Raw genomic sequence first — 20,845 nt, forward strand, 5'->3', positions numbered from 1 at the left:
ATATCTTATGAAAGCAATTCCAATCCCTTACTTTAAAGTACTACTCCGTTCTGCTTTCCCACGGATTCTGTGTCGATTATGAATCAAAAAATAGCACGCCACAAAATTTGCTGGAATACTATTTGGACAATCACTCTAAGTACAAAAAATGAAGCAACATGCTTCACGAATCATTCTATTTGTAGCGTTTAATTTTAATCTTTGTGCCGGATTCGCTAGACTCGATATCCCAATCTAAATCCATGCCCTTCACCATAATATCAACAATCGATAAGCCGATACCGGCACCTTTCGCATTGGATTCATTTTTCATTCCATTTCCGTGATCCTTTATAATAAATGCATCATAGCGCTCCGTTGATTCGGTTTGGACGCCAATATATTTCCCGCTGCTCGCATGACGTAATATATTTTGAAATAAATTATCAAATATACGTCCAAGCCAAATCGGGTCAATTTGCCATTCATTTTTCTCAAATGGCTGTAGCTCAATATTGATTTCAAAACCTTCCTTTTCAAACACTGGATACCATGTAGTCATTTGCTCACGCACAAAACGTATAACGTTGATTTCTTTCGCCTCAAATTTATATTTACTAGCCGTCAGCAATGTATAAGACATTAAATTTTCTATTAAAGCGTCGATATTAACAATCGATGTTTCCATTGCCTTAATCGCTTGCTTTCCATCCTCTGATATTACCTCTTTACTAATTGAAAATGATTGTGCCCGTATTTTCGTTAATGGTGTTCGTAAATCATGTGATAAATTAGCAATCAATTCACGTCTTAGCTGTTCTTCCTTCTGTTCACGATTCTTACTTTCCCTAAGCTCACATACCATGCGATTAAAACTTTGTTCAAGCTGACCAATTTCGTCCTTCTTCTTGACCTTTGTTGCAATAGGTAAGCCGTCTACATCACGAATTTCCATCGCTTCCTGAAGGCGCAATAGTCGTTTTCGAATCCCTCTGAAGAATAAAAAAGATATAGCAATGAAAAATAAAATAATCACAATAACGCCAACAATCAAAAGGTTCCCATACTGTTCATAAACATTTCTAAGAGGTGGATTAAAAACCTCTCTAGGAATCTCAACGACGATAAACCCATTTGATTCGTCCTGTCCTAAAAAAGCTATAACTGTAAACGGATCTTCCCCATAATGATCTTTTATAAATTTTGTCGTAAATGCTGGCGTCCATTTTAATGGTAGTTGCTCTGTCGCATTCAATGTTGTAAGTAATGTACCGTCCTCACTTACCCAGAACATGGATGACTTAGGGTACTGATCCTCCCAATTTTTAAAATGTTGAGCAATGGTTTCCTCTGTGACATTTTTTATATTCTTAGCTTCTACAAGCCATTTTTCCTCTACTTCGCTTTCTCTGAGAACTTCACTTGAAAAATCAGTTTTTCCTATTCCAAACATAAAAGCGGCAATAGCAAAGTATGATAATTGAACAATAGAGATGGCTAAAAAAATAATTAACATATACTTAGCTAATAATGATCGAAAAAATTTCATAGCTTCACCCTATATCCAATACCTCGAATGGTTTCGATAATCGTCGGTTTGGCTGGATTAATTTCTATTTTTTCTCTTAAGTATCGAATATGTACCATTAATGTTTTATCGCCTTCTATGTAGCTTTCTCCCCAAACACCTTCATAAAGCTGTTCCTTCGTTAAAATTTGATTTAAGTGGCGAATAAAATATTGTAATAAATAGAACTGCTTACCTGTTAATTGAATTTCTTCATCGGTCTGCTTATTGATAATCCGCATATCTTTCGTATAGACTTTTAGATGCTGAAGATCTAGCACATCATCATTCTTTTGATATCTTCTTAGTAAAACCTCAACACGAGCTATAAGTTCATCTGGGTGAAATGGCTTTGTCAAATAATCATCTGCGAAGTTAAGTCCCTCTATTTTATCCTCTACAGCAGTTCGTGCTGACAGCATTAAAATCGGGATTTCTTTATTTTCTCGCTTAATTCTTTTGCCAATCGAAAAGCCATCTAAGCCTGGTAGCATTACATCCAATATAGCAATATCCTTAGAGGCAATGTGCTGATCGACCTCTTCACCAGATTCAAGCCATGTAACCTCATATCCTCTTTCTGTTAAATCCTTTGTAACCCATTGACCAATCTCTTTTTCGTCTTCTATGTACAATATGCGATACAATGGTAGTCCTCCCAATCTAAGCTAGATTTTAGAAATAAATGTTATTCTGTATTATACGACTTCATAGATTTGTACTCAATCGTTGTATGTAAAGTGAGAGATTCATTTTATAAATGCTCGAACATCCTATCTAGGGTTAGGTATGTCGATAAAATTGAAAAGTTGAGTGATAAATTTTAAAAGTTAGATGATAAAACTAAAAAGTTGCGCGATAATCAATTATGCCTTGGATAAAACAAGCTAATATTAAAAAACGTATTTGGATTCCCCAAATACGTCTATATCTTTAATTATTAGTAATAATCAACATATCATTATCATCAAACTGCCACATGTCTCCATAGGCAACTTCCCAATAGTAGCCATTGGGATCTTGGAAATAGCCACTATAGCCACCCCAGAATACAGTTTCTGGCTCCTTGACGATTTTAGCTCCTGCCTTTTTAGCTATATCAAATACTTGATCTACCTCATCTTTAGATTTTCCATTATAAGCGAGTGTAATTCCGTTAAAGCCATCTCCTATCGTAGGTGGATTTGCTTCGTTAATATCTTTTACTAAACGATCCATCGGAAATAGTGAGATTTTTGTCCCCCCATTATTAAAGAAAATAACATCCGGGTTTGTTTCCTCACCATAAACCATCACTTCAAACCCCAGACCCTCTCGATAAAATTTAAGAGACTCAACCATATCTTTTACACCCAATGTAAGTAAATTTAAACGATTCATCCCACTCTCTCCTTTTTAAAAGTATCAATTACTTATTCTATTTCAAGCATTGAATCCCCTTCCACAAACTGTATATTCGCTAATATACCATTATTTGTAACGAACGTAGAGGCTGAACCACTTGAACTAATAAAAAAAAAAATTTCTTACAGCGAACCATTGATATTCCACAAAAGTTACCTCCACGTTTCTATGAAACCAAAAAGTGCGTACTTTTTTTTGCTCTGGCATGAAAGCATAATAAGAAAGCAACCAAAGCATTAACAAAAATCGGAGGACAAAAAAATGATAAATCATTTACAAGATACAATCACATTAAATAATGGCTTACAAATGCCAGGAATGGGTTTAGGCGTATTTAAAGTAGAAAATGAAGCTACAGCAGAAATGGTGAGAAATGCTATCGAGGTCGGTTACCGTAGTATCGATACTGCCGCTATTTATGGCAATGAAGCCGGGGTTGGTGAAGGTATTAGACAGGCGCTAGCATCTACTGGTTTACAACGTGAAGATTTATTTATTACATCTAAAGTCTGGAACGATGGCCTGAGCTATGAAGAGACAATTGCAGCTTACGAGGATAGCTTAGAAAAATTAGGGCTAGATTATTTAGACCTTTATCTTATTCATTGGCCAGGTAAAAATAAATTTGCAGAAGCTTGGAGAGCACTCGAAGATTTATACGGGCAAGGGAAAATAAAAGCTATTGGGGTATGTAATTTCCATGTATCACACTTACAAGATCTTCTGAAAACAGCTCGTATCAAACCCGTTATTAACCAAGTGGAACTTCATCCACGATTACAACAAACTGAGCTACGTTCATTCTGTGAAGAGCACAATATACAACTGGAAGCTTGGGCCCCATTAATGCAAGGTGGACTTCTTGCTAATGAAACTATTTCAAAAATAGCAGAAAAATACGGGAAATCAAATCCTCAAGTTATTTTGCGCTGGGATATTCAAAATGGTATCGTCACAATTCCAAAATCTGTGCGCAAAGAACGTATGATTCAAAACGCTAATATTTTTGATTTCACACTAACTAATGAAGAGATGGCGATCATTAACGCCATGAATCTAGATCAACGTGTTGGACCAAACCCAGTTAATTTTGATTTTGTCATGTAAACGATAGCTATGTAAACGTGAAAGAGACTGTCTTATTTTCTTAGTATAGAAAACTTTTTAGACAGTCTCTTTCCTATCTATTTAAGATGTATGCTTTATTGCGATATCTTCGTCACGTTGCATTAACAGTACATCTTCACCTTTATCTTGTAGCATTTCGATATGTTTTTCACCCCAAGTGCAAAGAATGTTCAGCACAGGGTCCATCTCTTGACCATAAGGTGTTAACGAATATTCAACTTTTGGCGGTACTTGATTGAAAACCTTACGATTAATTAATCCAGACTGCTCTAATTCACGTAATTGGCTTGTTAGCATTTTTTGAGAAATGCCTGGAATCAATCGGCGAAATTCATTCGTACGAATCTGACCATGGTGGTTAAGATGACAAAGAATAATAGGTTTCCATTTACCCCCAATTACTTCAAGAGTGGCTTCGACACCAATATTATAAACTTTTTTCATTGTAAACCCCCTGTTATATTCAAAAGTAACTAAAAGTACCCTACGTAACTTTCTAGCATGCATGAATATTACTATACACTATACAAAAAATCAAAGGAGATATTAATAGAATGAATGATACAAAAGCGCCAAATGCTAAATTCACATTACTCGCACTTGCAATCAGTGCATTTGGTATCGGCTCTACAGAATTTATAAGCATCGGACTGCTACCATTAATTACAAAAGATTTTACTATAACATTAAGTACTGCAGGTTTAACCGTATCCATATATGCACTAGGTGTAACTATTGGTGCACCGCTTTTAACAGCATTAACATCGCGCCTTAGTCGCAAAAAAGTGTTACTGCTCGTTATGGTGCTGTTTATTATCGGTAATTTACTTGCAGCCTTAGCACCCTCATTCTCATTACTACTAACTGGGCGTGTTATTTCGGCATTGGCACATGGTGTGTTTATGTCCATTGCCTCTGTGATAGCTGCAGATGTTGTGGCACCAAATAAACGAGCAAGTGCAATAGCTTTTATGTTTACAGGACTAACATTAGCAACTGTGACTGGTGTCCCACTAGGAACTTTTATTGGACAAGTAACTGATTGGCGGATGTCGTTTATTTTCATAGTTATCATAGGTATTATTGGATTAATTAGTAATGCCTTGCTTGTGCCAAGTCACTTATCGAAAGGTAATCCAATATCCATTCGAGATATTGGTAAAGTATTAGGGAATATTCGAATGTTATTAATCCTCTTTATTACTGCAATTGGGTATGGTGGCGCATTCGTCGTATACACCTATGTTTCTCCTATTTTAGAGCAGTATATGGGCTACTCACCAAAGGCAATTGTCGTGATCTTAGTTGTATACGGTATTTTTGTTGCCATCGGAAATACATTAGGTGGTCATTTTGCGAATAGTAACCCTTTACGCTCTATCTTTATTATCTTTATAGGATTAGCATTAGCACTACTCGGCATCAACTTCTTTTTAGAATCATCAATCATAGGATTAATAATGGTCTTTATGATGGGGCTATTTATGTTTATGAATGTACCAGGATTACAGCTTTATGCCGTTCAGCTTTCAGAAAAATATACACCATCAGCTATTTCAATGGCTTCAGCATTAAATATTTCGGCCTTTAACATTGGTATTTTTCTAGGATCATACATTGGAGGAATTATTGTTAGCCACCAATCATTAGCTCATACTCCTATATATGGATTCGGTATGGTGATGATTGCCGCAGTTACTACCTTCCTATCGTTACACTTCGATAGAAATAAACAATAGATTTCTCTAGAATAACATTAATGAAAGGAAGCCTTAACCATACATAAGGCTTCCTTCTTGTTTTTATCCCATTTTAAGGAAATTATCGTCAAAATAGGCCTTGAAAAATTCTAATGCCGAGAACTGAGTCCCAAAAGAACCTGATATATACTCTTTTTCATTCCACTCGAGCCCATTTTGCTCATGATTTTCAAAGCATCAGCTGTTAACACCGAAAGTCTATATTGCACATAAGATACTGTATCAGCTATAGGATAGGAGGAATTTAGTTGTATTACAATCCTTATCCGTATTTTGTCTATCCTAATTATTATCCGGCATGGGTAATGGCAAATCAACCAACAATTCAACACCCTTCCAGCCATCTAGCAATGCCGACAACCCCAATGAATAGAAGTCCATTTCCAATCGTCAATACAAAGAAATTAAAGACTTCCGCGAATCGGATCAAGGTTATTATGCAGCAAGCACAGTTACTTACGGATAAAATTGATGAATCCGAGCAATTTGCACATGATCTTATGAACGCAGCACAACAATCAAATAAAACCGAAGTTGAAAAGTTAATTTCCTCAACAGGCATTACTGTAAAATTCGAAACTACCTATACACCAGATGGATTTCGTATAACATTTACTGAAAGTAGCTGTTGTAAGCTAACACTAATTTTAGGTTGGTGAAGAGTTGGCCCTTTGAAGAGGGCCTCTTTCTTTTACCTTTAGCATCATTATGAATTTTAACCTTGTATCCCCATCAAACTTGTAAACTATAAAAAAATATGCTAAAGTGTTTGTAAACATTATTTCTGAAAATTCTTATATCGCATTTTCTTATCAAGAGAGACGGAGGGATTGGCCCTATGAAGTCTCAGCAACCAGCCTATAGGTATGGTGCTAATTCCAATTGGCAAAATTCTGCCTTGAAAGATGAGAAGACTTACTTCAGTTGCTTTGCACGAGAGTCCTCTTCTTCAAGGAGGACTCTTTTTTTATTGTTGCATTCAAAAAAATTAAAAGAAAGCAGGGAAATAGTATGGCAAACGAACTTTTACAAGCAATTCAACTATTGAAATCAAAAAAATGGGTAGACTTAACGCATACATTTGGTCCAAATTCTCCACATTTCTTTATGTTTGATGATGCTAAATTTGAAACATTATTTTCACATGATGATGGTTTCTTTGCACAGCAATTCACTTTCCCAGGGCAATACGGAACACATATCGACCCACCTATCCATTTTGTGCGAGATACACGCTATCTAGATGAATTGGAGCTAAAAGAACTAGTACTACCACTAATCGTTATTGATAAATCGAAGGAAGCCGACGTAAATAACGACTACACGTTAAGTGTTCAAGATATTCTTGACTTTGAAGCTGAAAATGGGGAAATTGAAGCAGGTACCTTTGTTGCGTTCCGTACCGATTGGAGTAAACGTTGGCCAGATAAAGAATCTTTCAGCAACAAAGACGCTGATGGCAATAATCATATTCCTGGCTGGGGATTAGAAGCGTTACAATTTTTATTCAACGAACGACAAGTAAGTGCTATTGGCCACGAAACTTTTGACACGGATTCAGCAGCAGATTTCCGTAGAAATGGAAAATTAGACGGCGAATATTTTGTGCTAGAGCAAGATACTTACCAAATTGAGCTTATGAAAAATTTAGATAAGCTACCTCCAAAAGGCGCTGCTATATTCAATATCGTGCCAAAGCCTGAAAAAGCATCTGGATTCCCTGTCCGTTCATTTGCAATATTACCGTAATATAGCAAAAGGTCTGATTCAAGTACGCTTAATATAGGGTAAATAGTATAATAAAATAAAACTAGACCTTATATTTAGAGGATTTGAGTTTGATTATATATAATAAAACTTTATAATCAAACTTTTATTTGTATATAAAAATACATCCATTAAATCTTTATTGAGATAATGGATGTATTTTTTATTGTGGTCTTTTAATAAAGATAGATAATTTTCTTATTCCACAATCGGGCCAGATTGTTGAATAACAGTCTTTTTAAGAAATGTTACCTAACGACGCTTGTGCAAAAATAATATTGTTGTTTAATTTACAATAAAGTCATTTAAAAAATAATATAGTTGTTTAAAAATCCTTATTCCGAACGAACAAGTTAGTGGAAGTAATAGTAATTAGGTTTGGCTGGGAAAATTGTCGATGATATTAAAAAAGACACCGAAGTGTCTTATGTTTTTCAAATTAAGCATACCGATAAATTGAAATTTAATTACTTAACATTTTGCTTATCTTGGGAGCAATGTATTTTATCGGTGAGTGTATACAAACCATGTAATGCTTGCTGTTAATAATGCTGACGAAATCAAAGCTGTAAGAACACTATATGTTCGCCAAATAAGTATCGTTGACCAATCTAAAGCACAGCACAGTATACCCAGGGCAATCGTAGCGATCAGGAAAATAATTGTTACGATTATTCTCTTTTTTGTCATTGGCTGCCGCTCATTCGTTTTCCTTCTGCGTAATCCTAAGAGAAATAACAAAACGGCCAATAGGCAAAGAATAATTGTGATAGACGACAAAGTGATATCCAAAAGCTGTGTGCCGCTTATTTCATATGACTGAGTTAGATTGCCGTCTAATATATCTTTAACTTTTAGTACCAGGTTTATATTGGTATTTGCACCGTTGCTCAGCAAGCAGACGGCTGTTCGTTCATTTAGCAGTATGGCTACTTCGGTTCTGAAATTTGGATTGCCCCCAGTGTGTTCTATAATCGTTTGGTCGGCGTTTACCGACCAGCCTGCCGCATAATGCATATCGTTGACAGCCGAAACAGACATATCACCCCTATGTGATTTTTCGATAACCGTGTGAAATATTTCGGGTATGTCCTGCACAATACCCATCTGTATACCCATCCAACGCGCCATATCTTTTGTATTAGAAATGATGTAGCCTGCGGGTTTATTCCCCGCATAATCCGGAGCTTTAAATGGAGTTGTCATAAAAAAGGAAGTACGGTAGCCCTGTGCCAACTGTCCAGTGGCTTGAGCATCTTCTTTATAAGCATACGTCTGGTGAAGACCTAACGGCTGAAATACCTGTTCCCTCATAAAGTCTTCATAGCTTTGTCGCGACACAATCTCAATAACCAAACCCAATACGTCATAATTAACGGTTCCATAGTTATACTGTTCACCGGGAGGGAACGCCAATTCAGCATCTACGAGCATTTCCACAGTCTTTTGCAACATATCCGGTGTATTGCCTTGTGGAATATTTTGAGTATGCCTAATATTTGTTAGACCACTGGTATGGTGAAGAAAGTTATTTAGTGTAAGGCTTTGCATATCAACAGGTTTCCCTTGATACTTTAACGTAAACCAAGGTAAATATTTTTGGACAGGGTCAGTCATTGAGAGCAGCCCTTGTTCTTCCAACAGCATAATACCCATACCGGTAAAAGCTTTACTGACCGAAGCTAACTCATAGAGTGTATTTTCACTTGCAGACAACCCCTTTTCACGGTCTGCATACCCTGAAGAAAAGTAGAACACTTCATCATCAGCAAGTATTGAGATTGACATTCCCGGCACACCTGATATACGAGAGGCATCATCTAGCAACGCTTGTATTGCCGCAGATTTCGAATCTGACAACGCATAACTTTGTGTTGCGAATCCTGAGAATAATATAAATATCGTTAATACAAAAACAATAATCTTTTTCATAAACTCTCCTTTTCGAAAAATTATAAGAGAATAATATAAATAACCTACTTTTACAACTACTAAACTAATTTTAATTTATCTTTCTATTCACCTATATAATATCAAGTAATTGTGAAGAGTTACACTTAACGAATAGAGCGTTAGTTCAATAAGAAAAACGATCTTCAACAATCGGGCGCGATTATGAAGTACCGCTGTAGAAAATGATCAAACTTTTTTATAATAGGCAAACTAAAAAATGCTAAAGAAGCATCCATTTTGATTAATCTTTTTTCAAAATGATGCTTCTTATTAATCTTAGTGTAAGGATTTACGAGGTGTTTTTGTTCAAACTTTATTTTAAAGCTACTTTTATATTCCATTAAGAATTTTTTGTATGGCAGTTACATATCCAGCCTTATATATCTGAATCCCGTCTTCTTTAACTCTGCCATAATTATCGGTAGTCCATCCCTGATGGCTCATAAATTCGTTTGATATGGCATTTCTAAGAGCATCTATTTCGGTATCTGTCAGATTATAAGAAGGCTCGACTATAACGACATCCTTATTTTTGCTTAGATCGTTTATAGGACGCATATCAATCGTAAAGGTTGTTTGTTCTTTAAGCAAAGAGTTTTCTCTTTTGAGCTTTTTATTCTCTGCCATAAGCATACCAACCAATGCCTTTGTTGTTGGTTCGGAGATACTTGCTAAGATATCATCGTTTACGGTTGTTCTCTTTTCTTTTTTAGGCTTTTTAGTGGTAGTTTTATAGTATTCAGCCCACTGGCTTATCAAAACTCTGTAATCCTCGGCATTTTTGTTTCTAAGTGCCTGTTCACTTGGACCGCCATCATCTGCTATCAGTCTAGCTATAGTGCCAATAGAAAAATCTTTTATGTCAAACTCGGACTGTTTTTTACAGGCGTTATGTATGAGTTCTAATGTTTTCTTTTTCCTTGTAGAAGCGTTCTCGTAAAGCTTTGAGAACAGTTCATCTGGTTGCATTTCCATCATATATCCTCCAATGCTTAGATTATTCTTAATCAATAGTAGAACTATCTATATTGGTAATAAATTACTGTTTAAAGTCACAGATTTAAGTTCATCAACAAACTCATTCTCAAACCCGATTTCTTCAAGTTTCTTCCGCCCGATTGCATAAGGAATAGCATCTTTTAAACACCTCTTTCGAAAGGATTTTTTTCTGTACCCTGACTTAAATGTGAATCATTCTTGATCCACTCTCCAGCCACATTTCGAATAGACTGCACATACTTATAAGTATCCATTTCTCCACTGTCAAGCATACGCACCTGATAAGTTCTTAAAGGTAGAAGGAGCTTTGTCAAAAGCGACACAGTAGTCCCCGGAAACCACATCTCATATACTTCTTCAGAAAGTCCCTTTTTTCTCTGTTCATACTTGGAAGTTTTTCTGAATTTGTAAACACAGTCTGGGTCATTTTTATCAATAACAGACTCATCAACAATGAACCAATCACCGCCTGTATTTGAATCACCTACACTTTGTGCAAATTTCAAGTCTTTAAAACAGGTTGCATTTGGAGGGCAGAGTATATTACGAAGGTCTTTTATGTACCTATAAGGCAGAACATTCTTATCAGATTCATTACGTTGCGATGATTTTACATAGTCTGGTAAGTATTTTGTTAGAGGATTTTTAAATTCTGCTGGAATAAGTTTGTTTCCTAAATCATCTTCAACTGAAAACTTTTCCTCAATAATCTAGTCAACAAATTCAACAATCTTTTTTGCTTCTGCTAAAGCGTAGGATCGTGATTTTCTTTCTGCAAAAATAATCTCGTAAAAATCTGGGGTGTCATATTCTTTTGAAATGAACTCCTGTACAGACCTAGTGATGTTATAGGGAATAACATATTTTTTAAAGAAGCTGCTTGATAGAGCTGAAAGTGTTACGGATTTGCTTCTTACAACTGTTTTTATCCATTCCGTGGCATATTCATTCCATTGCTGTAAATTAGAATCATATTCTAAAAGCCATTCGAAATCTTCACTAGTAGACGTTCCTTGTTGCCTTAATTCAATTTCTCTTTTTATAGCTTTTTCCTTTAACTGTTCAAGCATCAGATTTTCTTTTGGCGATAATGTATTATCACCAAAAGCTCCGTTTTTAATGAAATCTCGGAGCCATATAATAACAGTAGAATTTTTAACACCATATTCTCGCTGAATATCCTTTGCTGATTTACCGTTGCAAAGTTCTTCAATCATTTTATACTTAAAATCATTCTCATAGCTTATTCTTCCCATTTATTTTCTCCTATATCTGTATCTGTTCTGCTGTTTAGTTTCTTCATTCATCCATTCATCAATTTCAGTCTGCATTGGAAGTACACAACCATTATCCAAAGAAGCAGTGGCATTATTTAGTGAAGTTGTAACATCTGCAACTGTTGGCTCTGTGTATACTTTCTGAGAATCTATAGATTTATGGTGCATAGCAATTTGTATGATGCGTTCAGGTATTTTGGCATTTTTAAGTCTTTGACCATATGCGTGTCTATGTCCGTGTGGAGTAGTTCCATCTTTTTTTCCGACTGTCAAATCAATCTTTTCAACTGCTTTTTCGTGAGACTCCCTCTGAGTCCTAAGTGGCATCATTTCTCCTAGTGTTTTAGGAGAATGCGAGACAAAGGCAAATGGGTGAGTATCCTTAATGCCATCTCTTAACCTTTTTGCCATATACATTTTCCATACATACATAAAAATGTATCCCCATTCCTTTGAAAACCAGTAAATCTGCATATATTTATCTTTATCATTATCAAGCCTTGGCTCTTTCCACCCTGCAAATCGTTTGTCCTGACCAGAATACATGTTGCGTGGGAGTAAACCATATTTTAATAGCAGATAGCTTTCTCTGTCTGTAATATATTTACCAGTAGTAGGATTCTTGAAATCCTGTGGAGGTCTTCCTTCGCTTGGATGATAGATTCGTACCACAGCAAGATTAGAGTCTTCAGGATCAGGGAAGACGTCCTGTACCCATAGATGAAATACTTCACTATGTCTAAGTCCACCGCCGTGCATCAGGATAGTAATGGCAATATCACGCCAGTTATAACGGTCAACAAGGTCTAATTCATAGTTCTTTCTTGTATTTTTAAACCCTTCCCATAGGAGGTCATTTGTTTTATATTCGGGGAAGGCTTTTGTATCTCCTTTTGGTGAGTATGGACTTCTTCTTCTAACAGTATTACGAGCTAATTTTGCAGTTTCAGCGATTTTATGAACATCATTTAAATGCCCTAGAAATGAGTTGTGACTTTTGTTTATCTGTGCCATCCAGTTAAGTCGTTCTTCATATCTTGTGGCTTTTCTCCAAGGATTTAATTGAACAGCTCCATATTCTTCATATAACCAATCTGAAAAACCATTTAAGGCAGATAAAAGCATATTCGCTGTTTTAACTCTTTTTGGTAACCAATAAAGTCCCGATGGGTCTAACCCTTCTTCATTTATTGTTCCTGAATAAACAGACTCCGTAAATGTATCAAAGAATTCTTTTGGGGAAGTATAATAATCCTGATTAGCTTCCATATAATCAAGCAATAGTCCAACAGCTTGTACTAACTTCTTATGCCAACTTCTGCTTTTACTATGATTCTTTATTTGATATCTGTGTAATTGCTCAAAAAACATTGTCTTTCCATTATACTCAACTAGAAGAGTAGGAAAGTTTATGCTCCTGCCTGTATTATCCCTATATGTTTTTGAAGACACCTGAACACACCCCATATATATCCTCCCATACTAATATTTTGATTATAATATTACTTATAATACCATAGATATTTATATATAACTGCAATAAAAAAGGTACTACATTATTAAAATGTAATACCTTTTAATGGTTTGATTATAAATATTTCACCATAGATAACTAAATATTGAATCAGACCTTTTATCAATTATGCCTCGGCATAATTACGTCCGGAATCGGCTCTGTGCTTAGGCCAGTGGATGTTGGACACCCGCTGAAAGAAGTTAAATTTATTTAGATGAATTCTTTCTTTTGAAAACAAAATAAATGATGAACATAATGATGATGAACAATACTATAGCATAAATACTGTAGCGGGATAAATATAACTCAACATAATGCCATTTCTCTCCAAGTATCTTCCCTAAAGTGATAAAAGTAAATGTCCATAAAGCTGCTCCCATATAAGCAAAGAAAGCAAATTTTTTATAAGGATAATTATTAATAGCTGCAATATATGCAGTAAGATGACGTACACCAGGGATAAAATACCCTATTAATAATAATATTGGTCCAATTTTTTCAAATAATTTTTTAGTAAAATCAATTTTCTGTTCTGTAATATGGACTTTCGAACCGTATTTTCGTAATAAAGGTAGCCCGAATTTATAGCCTATATAGTAACTCAGGGTAATTCCCCCGGCTGCGCCTATCATAGCGCTGATTAAAGCTGGAATATGTGCAAGAGTTTCACGATATACGCTATACCCTACATATGTCAAAAATATTTCATCAGGAAGTGGCAGACCGACAATTCCCCCAACTAGGATAAGAATAATGCCAAAATATCCAAAATGTTCAATAAGAGATTGTACGTGATGCGCCATAAATCCACCCCATCTAAAGCGTAATAATTTTTAATAGTTAGCTTTATAATAACTCAAAGGAGACAACATTATGAGTATTATGGATTAAATACATTTTCTCCATGAAAACATTCATCCATGTTGGATCGTAAAAAAATGCGCTTCATAACTATAGTTTTTTCTTAGTGACTGCTTAGTGACTGGTTGATTCATATTTTACTTTCAAATAATTAAATTATTTGCAGCTTACGTAGAGCATAATGAATACCGTCCTCTGTTGATTTTTTCGTTACATAATTAGCGACACTTTTCAATGCTTCACTACCGTTGCCCATTGCAATACCAAAGCCAACCTGCTCCAGCATGTCGATATCATTATCTCCATCACCAAAAGCAAGTGCTTCCTCTGGACTCAAGTCGAAATAATCTAGTACAGCTTGCACAGCAATAGATTTGGAAACATCATGTTGCAAAACATTTGTAATGTAAGGGTGCCACCTCTTAAATAATAAATGCGGGAATTTTAAAGTATACCTTTTCTCAATATCCTCGTTGCCATATAAACACATTAAGTAAACCTCTTGCGTTAAAATATCTTCATTAATAACGGGAAACTCTTGCAAAGATAATGTTTCTTGCATGGCTTTTAATGTCTCTTGTTCTTGGACGTTATTCATCGATAATTGTTCTGTAAAAAACGAAAGACTTTGTTTATTGTTTTCAGCAAAAGCCTTAACTGCGTGGACAATTTCCTTTGCAATAGGAATTTTATGTATTACTTGATCTTGATGCTTAACATGGGCACCATTAGCGGTAATAAACGTATCTATACCTATGCTTCTTAAACCTTGGCACATTGATAAAGGTCTTCCTGTAGCTGCAACAATATGAATTCCATTGTTTTTTAATTGCTCAATAGCGATCATTGTACTTTCTTCAATACGACCATCTTCATAATTTACAAGCGTTCCATCTACGTCAAAGAATACAATTTTATAATCCATCGTTCTCTCCTTACCGATTTACATAATTTTATTAGATATATCGATTAGGGAAACTCACCATAACATGGCCCACTTCGGGGTAATACCTGTGACGATGATCTCCAAGAAGTCGCCCACCCCCACTCCGATCACCTGATATAAATGTCATTTTCCACTACAGGCGAGTGCCTGGGTGACTCCTCTTCGTTGCTTAACAATAATCCTATATTTCCCTAATCAATATACTTGTCATTTTACATGAAGAAATATCTTTATATCAAAATTATATATAGGTCTTATTATCTATACAGCAGCTTGATAATAAAAAAATTAATAGTTAATGAAACATTTGTACGTTTTATGACAAGCTAAGCCAACCGTATAACTTACTCCAACTACACCGATAAACACTATTACGGGTACATATCGAAATTTCAAATAACTAAGAAAGTAATGAACATTTTTATTTCAATAATTCTAAAGGAGTATACCAAAGAGCATAGAATTGTTAATATAGAGGTAATTAAATTAAATATATTGAACGATACTATCCATCATATAAATAGAACAAAAGAAATATTAATCATCTGAATGTAAAGGAGTTGATTCTTATGGCATTTAACATTTACTACTATGAAAGTAGTGTGGATTGCAAGTTTTGCAAAAAGCATTTTACCACATATAAAGTACGCCCTAATCGTTATAAAATTATCGAAGAGCAAACAGACTTCATGCCAGTTTACGAAGGTTTAAACCCGTTATTGTATGAAGTTGCCGTTTGTCCACATTGTGGCTATGCTTTCCACAAGTCTATGACAAGAACATATGGGCCTTTCATGCTTCTTATTGATGAGCTGTACATAAAAGAGCTACAAAGACCAATGGATATCTGTAAGGAACGTACGATTGATGATGCCATTGTAAGCTTTAAATTAGCTTATCTTGTATCAAGAGCATCAATGGAAGAGTCACTTCTTATGGCCAATTTCGCTTTAAAAATAGCCTGGCTTTATCGCTTAAAAAATGATGAGGAATCGGAAATGCGCTACCTTTTTGCTGCTAGAGATTTTTACAGCAAATCTTTTGCATCCAATCAAGAGGGCGGAGAGAGAATTCAATATTTACATGCCGAATTAAGCCTCCGACTTGGAGATATTGCCGAGGCGAAAAAAGGATTCTCTCGATTAATAGCAGATCGAAATATTTCCAATAAATATCGAAAACTAGCACGTAATCGCTGGGAAAACTATAAATATGATGAGCAACCGAACAACGCAAATAAAACTATAGAAGAAGTCATCAATTAAAGTAAAACGAGGAGAGTAATAATCATGCAGCTATTTACCAAAAGGATTGATGTAAGAGAAGAAGATATTTTTTCAGAACTACATCATTTTTTACTAAGAAAAAATAATCGCTATTTAACGAATGATGAGGTAGTTGCATTAACCGGGGTTTCATCTGAGCTACTCTATAAATGGGTAAAAGCAGGGAAATTAAAAAAATCGATTTTTCCTAATTTAGGCGCACCCTGTGAACGCTGCGGACAAATTACTCAGGCAAAAATCTGTGTTAGCTGCTCATCAACCATCGTTAATACTTTAAAACAAGAGGAAAAGAATCGTGCATGGTTCAATCAAATACAGCGGAATAACCCAAGAGCTAGCACATATCACTATAAATAAAATAGCTAACATCTCTATAGTGTACTTACGCTATGGAGATGTTTTTTTATCTGCATCCGCTCAAATAATCCAAAATAATGGCATTCGACCAAATTTAAACAAAATTTAAACAAAGACCCCCTTTACTTTAACCTTTTCTACCTATAATTGGTCTTACTATAAAGCGAAGGACTGATAGAAAGTGACAAAAGGTAAGAAACGTAAGGTTTTATTATCATTAAGTATTGCGTTAACAAGCTTTGTAGCGTTCAACGGAGTTTCAAATGCATCCGCAGCAGTTCCGGTGGTAGAAGAACGTGTAGCTTTAGATAACAAGTTAGAAGTGAAGCAAGCTCGCACATCCAGTGAAACTCTTCAAGATTGGAAAAAATGGACAAACGACCATGCTTACAGCTTAACATCCATTCAACCTGAAGCAGTTGGTCAACAAAACATCCCATCCACTAAATTTGAAGATTTAGAGATGCTGAAGCCTTTATTGCATGATAAGCGCATTGTTTTTTTAGGGGAAAGTTCACATGGCGCAGCAGAATTTAGCTTAGCAAAAACACGTTTAATTCAATTTTTACACCAAGAAATGGGCTACAATGTCCTAGCCTTTGAAAGCGGTATGGGGAATGCCATGAATGCTCAAGGACAAATCGATAAACAAACAGCGCAACAAACGATGAAGGATGCTATTTTTGGTGTATGGTGGTCAAAAGAAACACTACCGTTATTTGAGTATGCTAAAAAAACACAGAATACCGATAAACCTTTAAAATTAGCGGGCTTTGATATTCAACAGCAAGGTGCATTCACAAACGGTAACTGGCTACAAAATAGTATGCTTGCTAAACAGTTAAGTGAAGTAGAGGAGAAACTTGTTGACTGGAGTTTCGGTACGGATTTAAAAGGCTATCAAAAGGCGAAACCAAGCATTATCGAAGTGTATAAACAAGTAAAATCACAAGTACAGCTAAAAGAAAACGAGTTAAAAGCGGCTTATCCGGGAGAGTCTCATATTGTAAAGCTTATGGAACGTACTTTAGCTGACCGTATCCGTTTAGCAGACGAATATGTAGAACTATCCATTCAAGCAAATATTGAACTTGAGCAAAATAAATATGATTCTTTTTTAAAGACAATGGAATGGCGCGACCAATCAATGATGGAAAACCTTCTTTGGTTAGCAGAGGAGATTTATCCAACTGAAAAATTTATCGTCTGGGCGCATAATGACCATATTCGTAAAGCACAATCCGAAGTAATGGGTTCTCCTTATCCAGTAAAATTGATGGGTGAACGCCTACCGGATATTTACAAAAAATATAGTTATGTGCTTGGTCTTTATATGGCTGGTGGGGAAACAGCAAACAATATGGGTGAGCCTATGGCCGTTTTACCGCCAGTGAAAGGATCCATCGAGGATATTGCTTCATCTTCAAATAAACCGTACACATTTATCGACTTACGAAACCGTCAAAGTGAGCGTGGAAACTCATGGATGTTTGAGCCACGTTTATCGTATAGCTGGGGAATGATTCAGGAAAGTCTTGTTCCACGAGATCAATATGATGGCCTTCTGCTGATTGATAAAGTAAGTAAACCTCATTATATAAAATAAGCATATAAAAATAGCAAACTAGTTTTTCTGCTAGTTTGCTATTTTTCTTTTATATTTAAGTATCCATCGACATGTTAGCCCATTCTTCACTTCGATGCCCTATCATCCAGAACAAGCCTCTTCTCCTTTCCATGACGATGCTTTCATTCATCCCGGCAGGAGCCGCTTGGTCTTTTATCCGACTATCTACACAAGCCCAATGGTATCTGTAAATCTTGTCGGCTTCATCCAATATCTCTTCCTGACTACGCATGACAGTTTGAAGGAAAAATTGTTCAAACGTTTCACAGTTAGAAACGACTTGAATGGCATACTCGCAATCACATACTTCATCAGGAAAATCGAGCTTCTCAACAAATCCAAGTGCCCAAATAAGTGTCCAATAAGCCTCGTATTGCCATGAAATATTAATGGCTTCTTGCACATCTGGTTCAGAAGCTTGTAAAAAGTCTCTTTCGTTGCTAGTTAAATAGTCTTCTACTTTATAAGTGCGTAACATATTGATGAAAAAGTCTCGCGATTCTTCTACATTTCCACCTTGCGCCACATCACAGGCAAATTGAATGACAATTAACAGGGCTACAGCTCTTCTAGCAATGTCTTCTCGAGTTTTAAACTGACAAGCCTCTAGTGTTGGGAGTTGAGGAAGGGAAGCTGTATATGGAATAGCTTCTTCTTTTAAATATGCTAGCGTTTTATTTTTTCTTTGTTCACCTTCTTCTGATGACATCTCTTGTCCCCTTACCTTTCGAGTACAAGCGTGGGGTCTAAAGTCAGATGGTCCTGATTGCCCGTCAGGATAAACAATAACGTTCCCTTCATCGTCTAGTAAAGTGCCATTCGCTAAAAAGCCAATTCCGCCTATGCTTGATAATAGGTTCGTAAATAACTGCATCTGTTCTTCATTTATCTCTTTTTCCGATTCGATTGCAATCACTGTATTTAAAACAGCTATTTGAGTCAAAACTAATTCTTTTAAATTGTCATCTTCAAAAGGAAAATTGTCGTAATACCCCATCATCCCAGGAATATTATTAGCGAAGTAATCTGGATTCGTATCTTCAGACGTCACTCTAATTATTAATTTATATTTTTTAAACAGCGCCTTTGATGTTATTACATACTCATTGTCATTTTTTTCGATAGCAAAGCCTTTTGCAAAAACATCTGAAATTTTCACTTCAATATCGTCAATGTTGTTCTTAGATGCAAATATAGTGAAATAGTTCATTCTTCTCTCCCCTTTTATTCACCAACTATAGCCTGCAAGAGCTTGGCTAAACGGCTGTTTATTTTTTCGTAGTATTTCATTTCCCTTCCAAAAAGCAAGCAATTGCTTTCAATTTCTTGCTGCATCATTTGCCATACCGCTCGTATCACTATAAGCCTTTCTACTTTACTGCCGCTCAACCATTCAAATAACGTTGGAAGTATTTTTTTTACTTCTATACTTATCAACAACCTTTTTTAATTTCTATCATAATTTTCGTTACATAATCCTCTTCCCGATTTTTAATAACGGCGTCATAAATGTATTCCTCATATACGTATTCCCCTAGTTCAAAGCCTTTTTCCCTCATGACCTTAAATAATCGCTCGTAAGATTCACCAAGTGTAGTGGAATTTCCTACATGATATCCTACAATAAAATCCCCTTCAATCGCTTCAAAATAAGGATGACCTTCTCGCGGGTGTGGTTGCTCTATATATAAGAAACTATAATTGTCATAGTTTCCAGCTAATACTTGCTCTCTTCTTGTAATCCCTCCAATGGGATAACCCGTGTCTAATTGAGAACGATCTAACTCATCTATAAAGTCTGATACAGCCTTCGTAAATTGTTCTTCCGTCGAATCCTCGATATTTTTACTTAAATACAATGTGGCCACCGGCAGATGCTCAATCGTAATACTATCAAAATCAAGGTGTAAGGCTTCCTCTGTTAAATCAATTTTTACATCAATAATGCTTTCAATCATCTCCAGCTCTCGACGTTTTTTCGCTACAATTTCCTTTTGCTGATACATTAAATCTAAGAAATTTTCGGGTGATTTTTCTGCCATATATTTTTGAATATCTTTTAAAGACATACCAACCGCCTTTAATAGCTCAATCACACTAAAAAATTCATATTGTGCAATGGAATAATAACGATAGTCTTTACTATCCTTCATAATTGGTGATAATAAACCGATTTGATCGTAGTAGATTAACGTTTGTTTATTAACCTTACAAATTTTAGCGAACTCACCAGTTGTAAAATATTTTACATTTTTATTAAACATTTTTAAGTTTCCCTCCTTGACTATATAGTTACTATATACATTAAATTGTAGCTATTCACAATCAATTATGCCACTACATAATTTCGTCCGGAATCGGTTTGTGCTTGCATAAAGAGCCCTTTCCGATTTCCGTGACATCTGCTGAAAGAAATTA

Annotated in this window: 20 protein-coding genes and 1 riboswitch; of the genes, 7 read left to right on the forward strand and 13 right to left on the reverse strand. The window is 35.6% G+C overall.

Features of this window, described 5'->3' with window-relative positions:
* Positions 1 to 175: 175 nt before the first annotated feature.
* From ACIQZA_RS10065 to ACIQZA_RS10075, 3 genes are all read right to left on the reverse strand, one after another.
* Complete coding sequence (locus ACIQZA_RS10065) at positions 176 to 1,528, reverse strand: sensor histidine kinase (RefSeq protein WP_402881296.1); 1,353 nt, start codon at positions 1,526 to 1,528, stop codon at positions 176 to 178.
* On the reverse strand, positions 1,525 to 2,193 hold the full coding sequence (locus ACIQZA_RS10070; RefSeq protein WP_400940147.1) for a response regulator transcription factor: 669 nt from the start codon (positions 2,191 to 2,193) through the stop codon (positions 1,525 to 1,527). Before ACIQZA_RS10070 ends, ACIQZA_RS10065 begins: the two co-directional genes overlap by 4 nt.
* 286 nt (positions 2,194 to 2,479) lie before the next feature.
* Positions 2,480 to 2,926 (reverse strand): VOC family protein, encoded by a 447-nt coding sequence (locus tag ACIQZA_RS10075; protein WP_400940149.1) that lies wholly within the window; start codon positions 2,924 to 2,926, stop codon positions 2,480 to 2,482.
* 285 nt (positions 2,927 to 3,211) lie between these two features.
* On the opposite strand from ACIQZA_RS10075, the gene ACIQZA_RS10080 reads away from it, so the two are divergent.
* Entirely contained in the window at positions 3,212 to 4,057 is an 846-nt protein-coding gene (locus tag ACIQZA_RS10080; RefSeq protein ID WP_402881294.1) for an aldo/keto reductase, read from the forward strand.
* An 81-nt stretch (positions 4,058 to 4,138) separates the two neighbouring features.
* Here ACIQZA_RS10080 and ACIQZA_RS10085 read toward each other — a convergent pair whose 3' ends face one another.
* Positions 4,139 to 4,522: a winged helix-turn-helix transcriptional regulator gene (locus ACIQZA_RS10085; RefSeq protein ID WP_132361292.1), complete on the reverse strand. Its 384-nt coding sequence runs from the start codon at positions 4,520 to 4,522 to the stop codon at positions 4,139 to 4,141.
* A gap of 110 nt (positions 4,523 to 4,632) precedes the next feature.
* Between ACIQZA_RS10085 and ACIQZA_RS10090 the strand changes: the two genes are divergently transcribed.
* The 3 genes from ACIQZA_RS10090 (at position 4,633) to ACIQZA_RS10100 (ending at position 7,587) form a co-directional block, all read left to right on the forward strand.
* Positions 4,633 to 5,817: an MFS transporter gene (locus tag ACIQZA_RS10090; protein WP_400940156.1), complete on the forward strand. Its 1,185-nt coding sequence runs from the start codon at positions 4,633 to 4,635 to the stop codon at positions 5,815 to 5,817.
* A gap of 269 nt (positions 5,818 to 6,086) precedes the next feature.
* A complete protein-coding gene (locus tag ACIQZA_RS10095) occupies positions 6,087 to 6,497 on the forward strand; it encodes a YuzC family spore coat inner layer protein (protein ID WP_402881290.1) in 411 nt (136 codons plus the stop codon).
* A 147-nt stretch (positions 6,498 to 6,644) separates the two neighbouring features.
* Positions 6,645 to 6,750: riboswitch (SAM riboswitch) on the forward strand.
* Positions 6,751 to 6,849: 99 nt separating this feature from the next.
* Positions 6,850 to 7,587: a cyclase family protein gene (locus ACIQZA_RS10100; protein ID WP_400940161.1), complete on the forward strand. Its 738-nt coding sequence runs from the start codon at positions 6,850 to 6,852 to the stop codon at positions 7,585 to 7,587.
* A gap of 522 nt (positions 7,588 to 8,109) precedes the next feature.
* Here the strand turns inward: ACIQZA_RS10100 and ACIQZA_RS10105 are convergent.
* The 7 genes from ACIQZA_RS10105 to ACIQZA_RS10135 form a co-directional block, all read right to left on the reverse strand.
* Positions 8,110 to 9,537: a serine hydrolase domain-containing protein gene (locus tag ACIQZA_RS10105; protein ID WP_328200671.1), complete on the reverse strand. Its 1,428-nt coding sequence runs from the start codon at positions 9,535 to 9,537 to the stop codon at positions 8,110 to 8,112.
* A gap of 351 nt (positions 9,538 to 9,888) precedes the next feature.
* Positions 9,889 to 10,536, reverse strand: coding sequence for a gamma-mobile-trio protein GmtX (gmtX, locus tag ACIQZA_RS10110; protein WP_400940163.1), 648 nt, complete (start codon positions 10,534 to 10,536; stop codon positions 9,889 to 9,891).
* A gap of 161 nt (positions 10,537 to 10,697) precedes the next feature.
* Positions 10,698 to 11,267 carry a VPA1269 family protein gene (locus ACIQZA_RS10115; RefSeq protein WP_403009893.1) on the reverse strand — a complete coding sequence of 190 codons (570 nt, stop codon included), beginning with the start codon at positions 11,265 to 11,267 and terminating at the stop codon, positions 10,698 to 10,700.
* Positions 11,268 to 11,813 carry a hypothetical protein gene (locus ACIQZA_RS10120; RefSeq protein ID WP_400940167.1) on the reverse strand — a complete coding sequence of 182 codons (546 nt, stop codon included), beginning with the start codon at positions 11,811 to 11,813 and terminating at the stop codon, positions 11,268 to 11,270.
* A complete protein-coding gene (gene gmtY / locus ACIQZA_RS10125) occupies positions 11,814 to 13,301 on the reverse strand; it encodes a gamma-mobile-trio recombinase GmtY (protein ID WP_400940170.1) in 1,488 nt (495 codons plus the stop codon). It lies immediately after the preceding gene.
* A gap of 255 nt (positions 13,302 to 13,556) precedes the next feature.
* On the reverse strand, positions 13,557 to 14,153 hold the full coding sequence (locus ACIQZA_RS10130) for a DedA family protein (RefSeq protein WP_400940172.1): 597 nt from the start codon (positions 14,151 to 14,153) through the stop codon (positions 13,557 to 13,559).
* Between the two features lie 209 nt (positions 14,154 to 14,362).
* Complete coding sequence (locus ACIQZA_RS10135; protein ID WP_400940175.1) at positions 14,363 to 15,136, reverse strand: Cof-type HAD-IIB family hydrolase; 774 nt, start codon at positions 15,134 to 15,136, stop codon at positions 14,363 to 14,365.
* A gap of 590 nt (positions 15,137 to 15,726) precedes the next feature.
* On the opposite strand from ACIQZA_RS10135, the gene ACIQZA_RS10140 reads away from it, so the two are divergent.
* The 3 genes from ACIQZA_RS10140 (at position 15,727) to ACIQZA_RS10150 (ending at position 18,406) form a co-directional block, all read left to right on the forward strand.
* Positions 15,727 to 16,422: a DUF2225 domain-containing protein gene (locus tag ACIQZA_RS10140; RefSeq protein ID WP_400940178.1), complete on the forward strand. Its 696-nt coding sequence runs from the start codon at positions 15,727 to 15,729 to the stop codon at positions 16,420 to 16,422.
* Positions 16,423 to 16,446: 24 nt separating this feature from the next.
* Complete coding sequence (locus tag ACIQZA_RS10145; RefSeq protein ID WP_400940180.1) at positions 16,447 to 16,800, forward strand: hypothetical protein; 354 nt, start codon at positions 16,447 to 16,449, stop codon at positions 16,798 to 16,800.
* A gap of 181 nt (positions 16,801 to 16,981) precedes the next feature.
* Positions 16,982 to 18,406: an erythromycin esterase family protein gene (locus ACIQZA_RS10150; protein ID WP_400940182.1), complete on the forward strand. Its 1,425-nt coding sequence runs from the start codon at positions 16,982 to 16,984 to the stop codon at positions 18,404 to 18,406.
* A gap of 55 nt (positions 18,407 to 18,461) precedes the next feature.
* Here ACIQZA_RS10150 and ACIQZA_RS10155 read toward each other — a convergent pair whose 3' ends face one another.
* Together ACIQZA_RS10155 and ACIQZA_RS10160 are read right to left on the reverse strand one after the other, a co-directional pair.
* Complete coding sequence (locus ACIQZA_RS10155) at positions 18,462 to 19,637, reverse strand: DUF4272 domain-containing protein (protein ID WP_400940185.1); 1,176 nt, start codon at positions 19,635 to 19,637, stop codon at positions 18,462 to 18,464.
* 223 nt (positions 19,638 to 19,860) lie between these two features.
* Positions 19,861 to 20,691 carry a MerR family transcriptional regulator gene (locus tag ACIQZA_RS10160; protein ID WP_400940187.1) on the reverse strand — a complete coding sequence of 277 codons (831 nt, stop codon included), beginning with the start codon at positions 20,689 to 20,691 and terminating at the stop codon, positions 19,861 to 19,863.
* Positions 20,692 to 20,845 lie beyond the last annotated feature (154 nt).

The organism is Lysinibacillus sp. NPDC096382 (genome assembly GCF_044762845.1).
In the GTDB taxonomy this organism is placed as follows: Bacteria; Bacillota; Bacilli; order Bacillales_A; family Planococcaceae; genus Lysinibacillus.

Excerpts from the sequence above, each read along its gene's own strand:
- ACIQZA_RS10065 (WP_402881296.1), bottom strand. The coding sequence starts at position 1,528 with ATGAAATTTTTTCGATCATTATTAGCTAAGTATATGTTAATTATTTTT.
- ACIQZA_RS10075 (WP_400940149.1), bottom strand. The coding sequence starts at position 2,926 with ATGAATCGTTTAAATTTACTTACATTGGGTGTAAAAGATATGGTTGAG.
- ACIQZA_RS10080 (WP_402881294.1), top strand. The coding sequence starts at position 3,212 with ATGATAAATCATTTACAAGATACAATCACATTAAATAATGGCTTACAA.
- ACIQZA_RS10085 (WP_132361292.1), bottom strand. The coding sequence starts at position 4,522 with ATGAAAAAAGTTTATAATATTGGTGTCGAAGCCACTCTTGAAGTAATT.
- ACIQZA_RS10090 (WP_400940156.1), top strand. The coding sequence starts at position 4,633 with ATGAATGATACAAAAGCGCCAAATGCTAAATTCACATTACTCGCACTT.
- ACIQZA_RS10100 (WP_400940161.1), top strand. The coding sequence starts at position 6,850 with ATGGCAAACGAACTTTTACAAGCAATTCAACTATTGAAATCAAAAAAA.
- ACIQZA_RS10105 (WP_328200671.1), bottom strand. The coding sequence starts at position 9,537 with ATGAAAAAGATTATTGTTTTTGTATTAACGATATTTATATTATTCTCA.
- gmtX (WP_400940163.1), bottom strand. The coding sequence starts at position 10,536 with ATGATGGAAATGCAACCAGATGAACTGTTCTCAAAGCTTTACGAGAAC.
- ACIQZA_RS10120 (WP_400940167.1), bottom strand. The coding sequence starts at position 11,813 with ATGGGAAGAATAAGCTATGAGAATGATTTTAAGTATAAAATGATTGAA.
- gmtY (WP_400940170.1), bottom strand. The coding sequence starts at position 13,301 with ATGGGGTGTGTTCAGGTGTCTTCAAAAACATATAGGGATAATACAGGC.
- ACIQZA_RS10130 (WP_400940172.1), bottom strand. The coding sequence starts at position 14,153 with ATGGCGCATCACGTACAATCTCTTATTGAACATTTTGGATATTTTGGC.
- ACIQZA_RS10135 (WP_400940175.1), bottom strand. The coding sequence starts at position 15,136 with ATGGATTATAAAATTGTATTCTTTGACGTAGATGGAACGCTTGTAAAT.
- ACIQZA_RS10140 (WP_400940178.1), top strand. The coding sequence starts at position 15,727 with ATGGCATTTAACATTTACTACTATGAAAGTAGTGTGGATTGCAAGTTT.
- ACIQZA_RS10145 (WP_400940180.1), top strand. The coding sequence starts at position 16,447 with ATGCAGCTATTTACCAAAAGGATTGATGTAAGAGAAGAAGATATTTTT.
- ACIQZA_RS10155 (WP_400940185.1), bottom strand. The coding sequence starts at position 19,637 with ATGAACTATTTCACTATATTTGCATCTAAGAACAACATTGACGATATT.
- ACIQZA_RS10160 (WP_400940187.1), bottom strand. The coding sequence starts at position 20,691 with ATGTTTAATAAAAATGTAAAATATTTTACAACTGGTGAGTTCGCTAAA.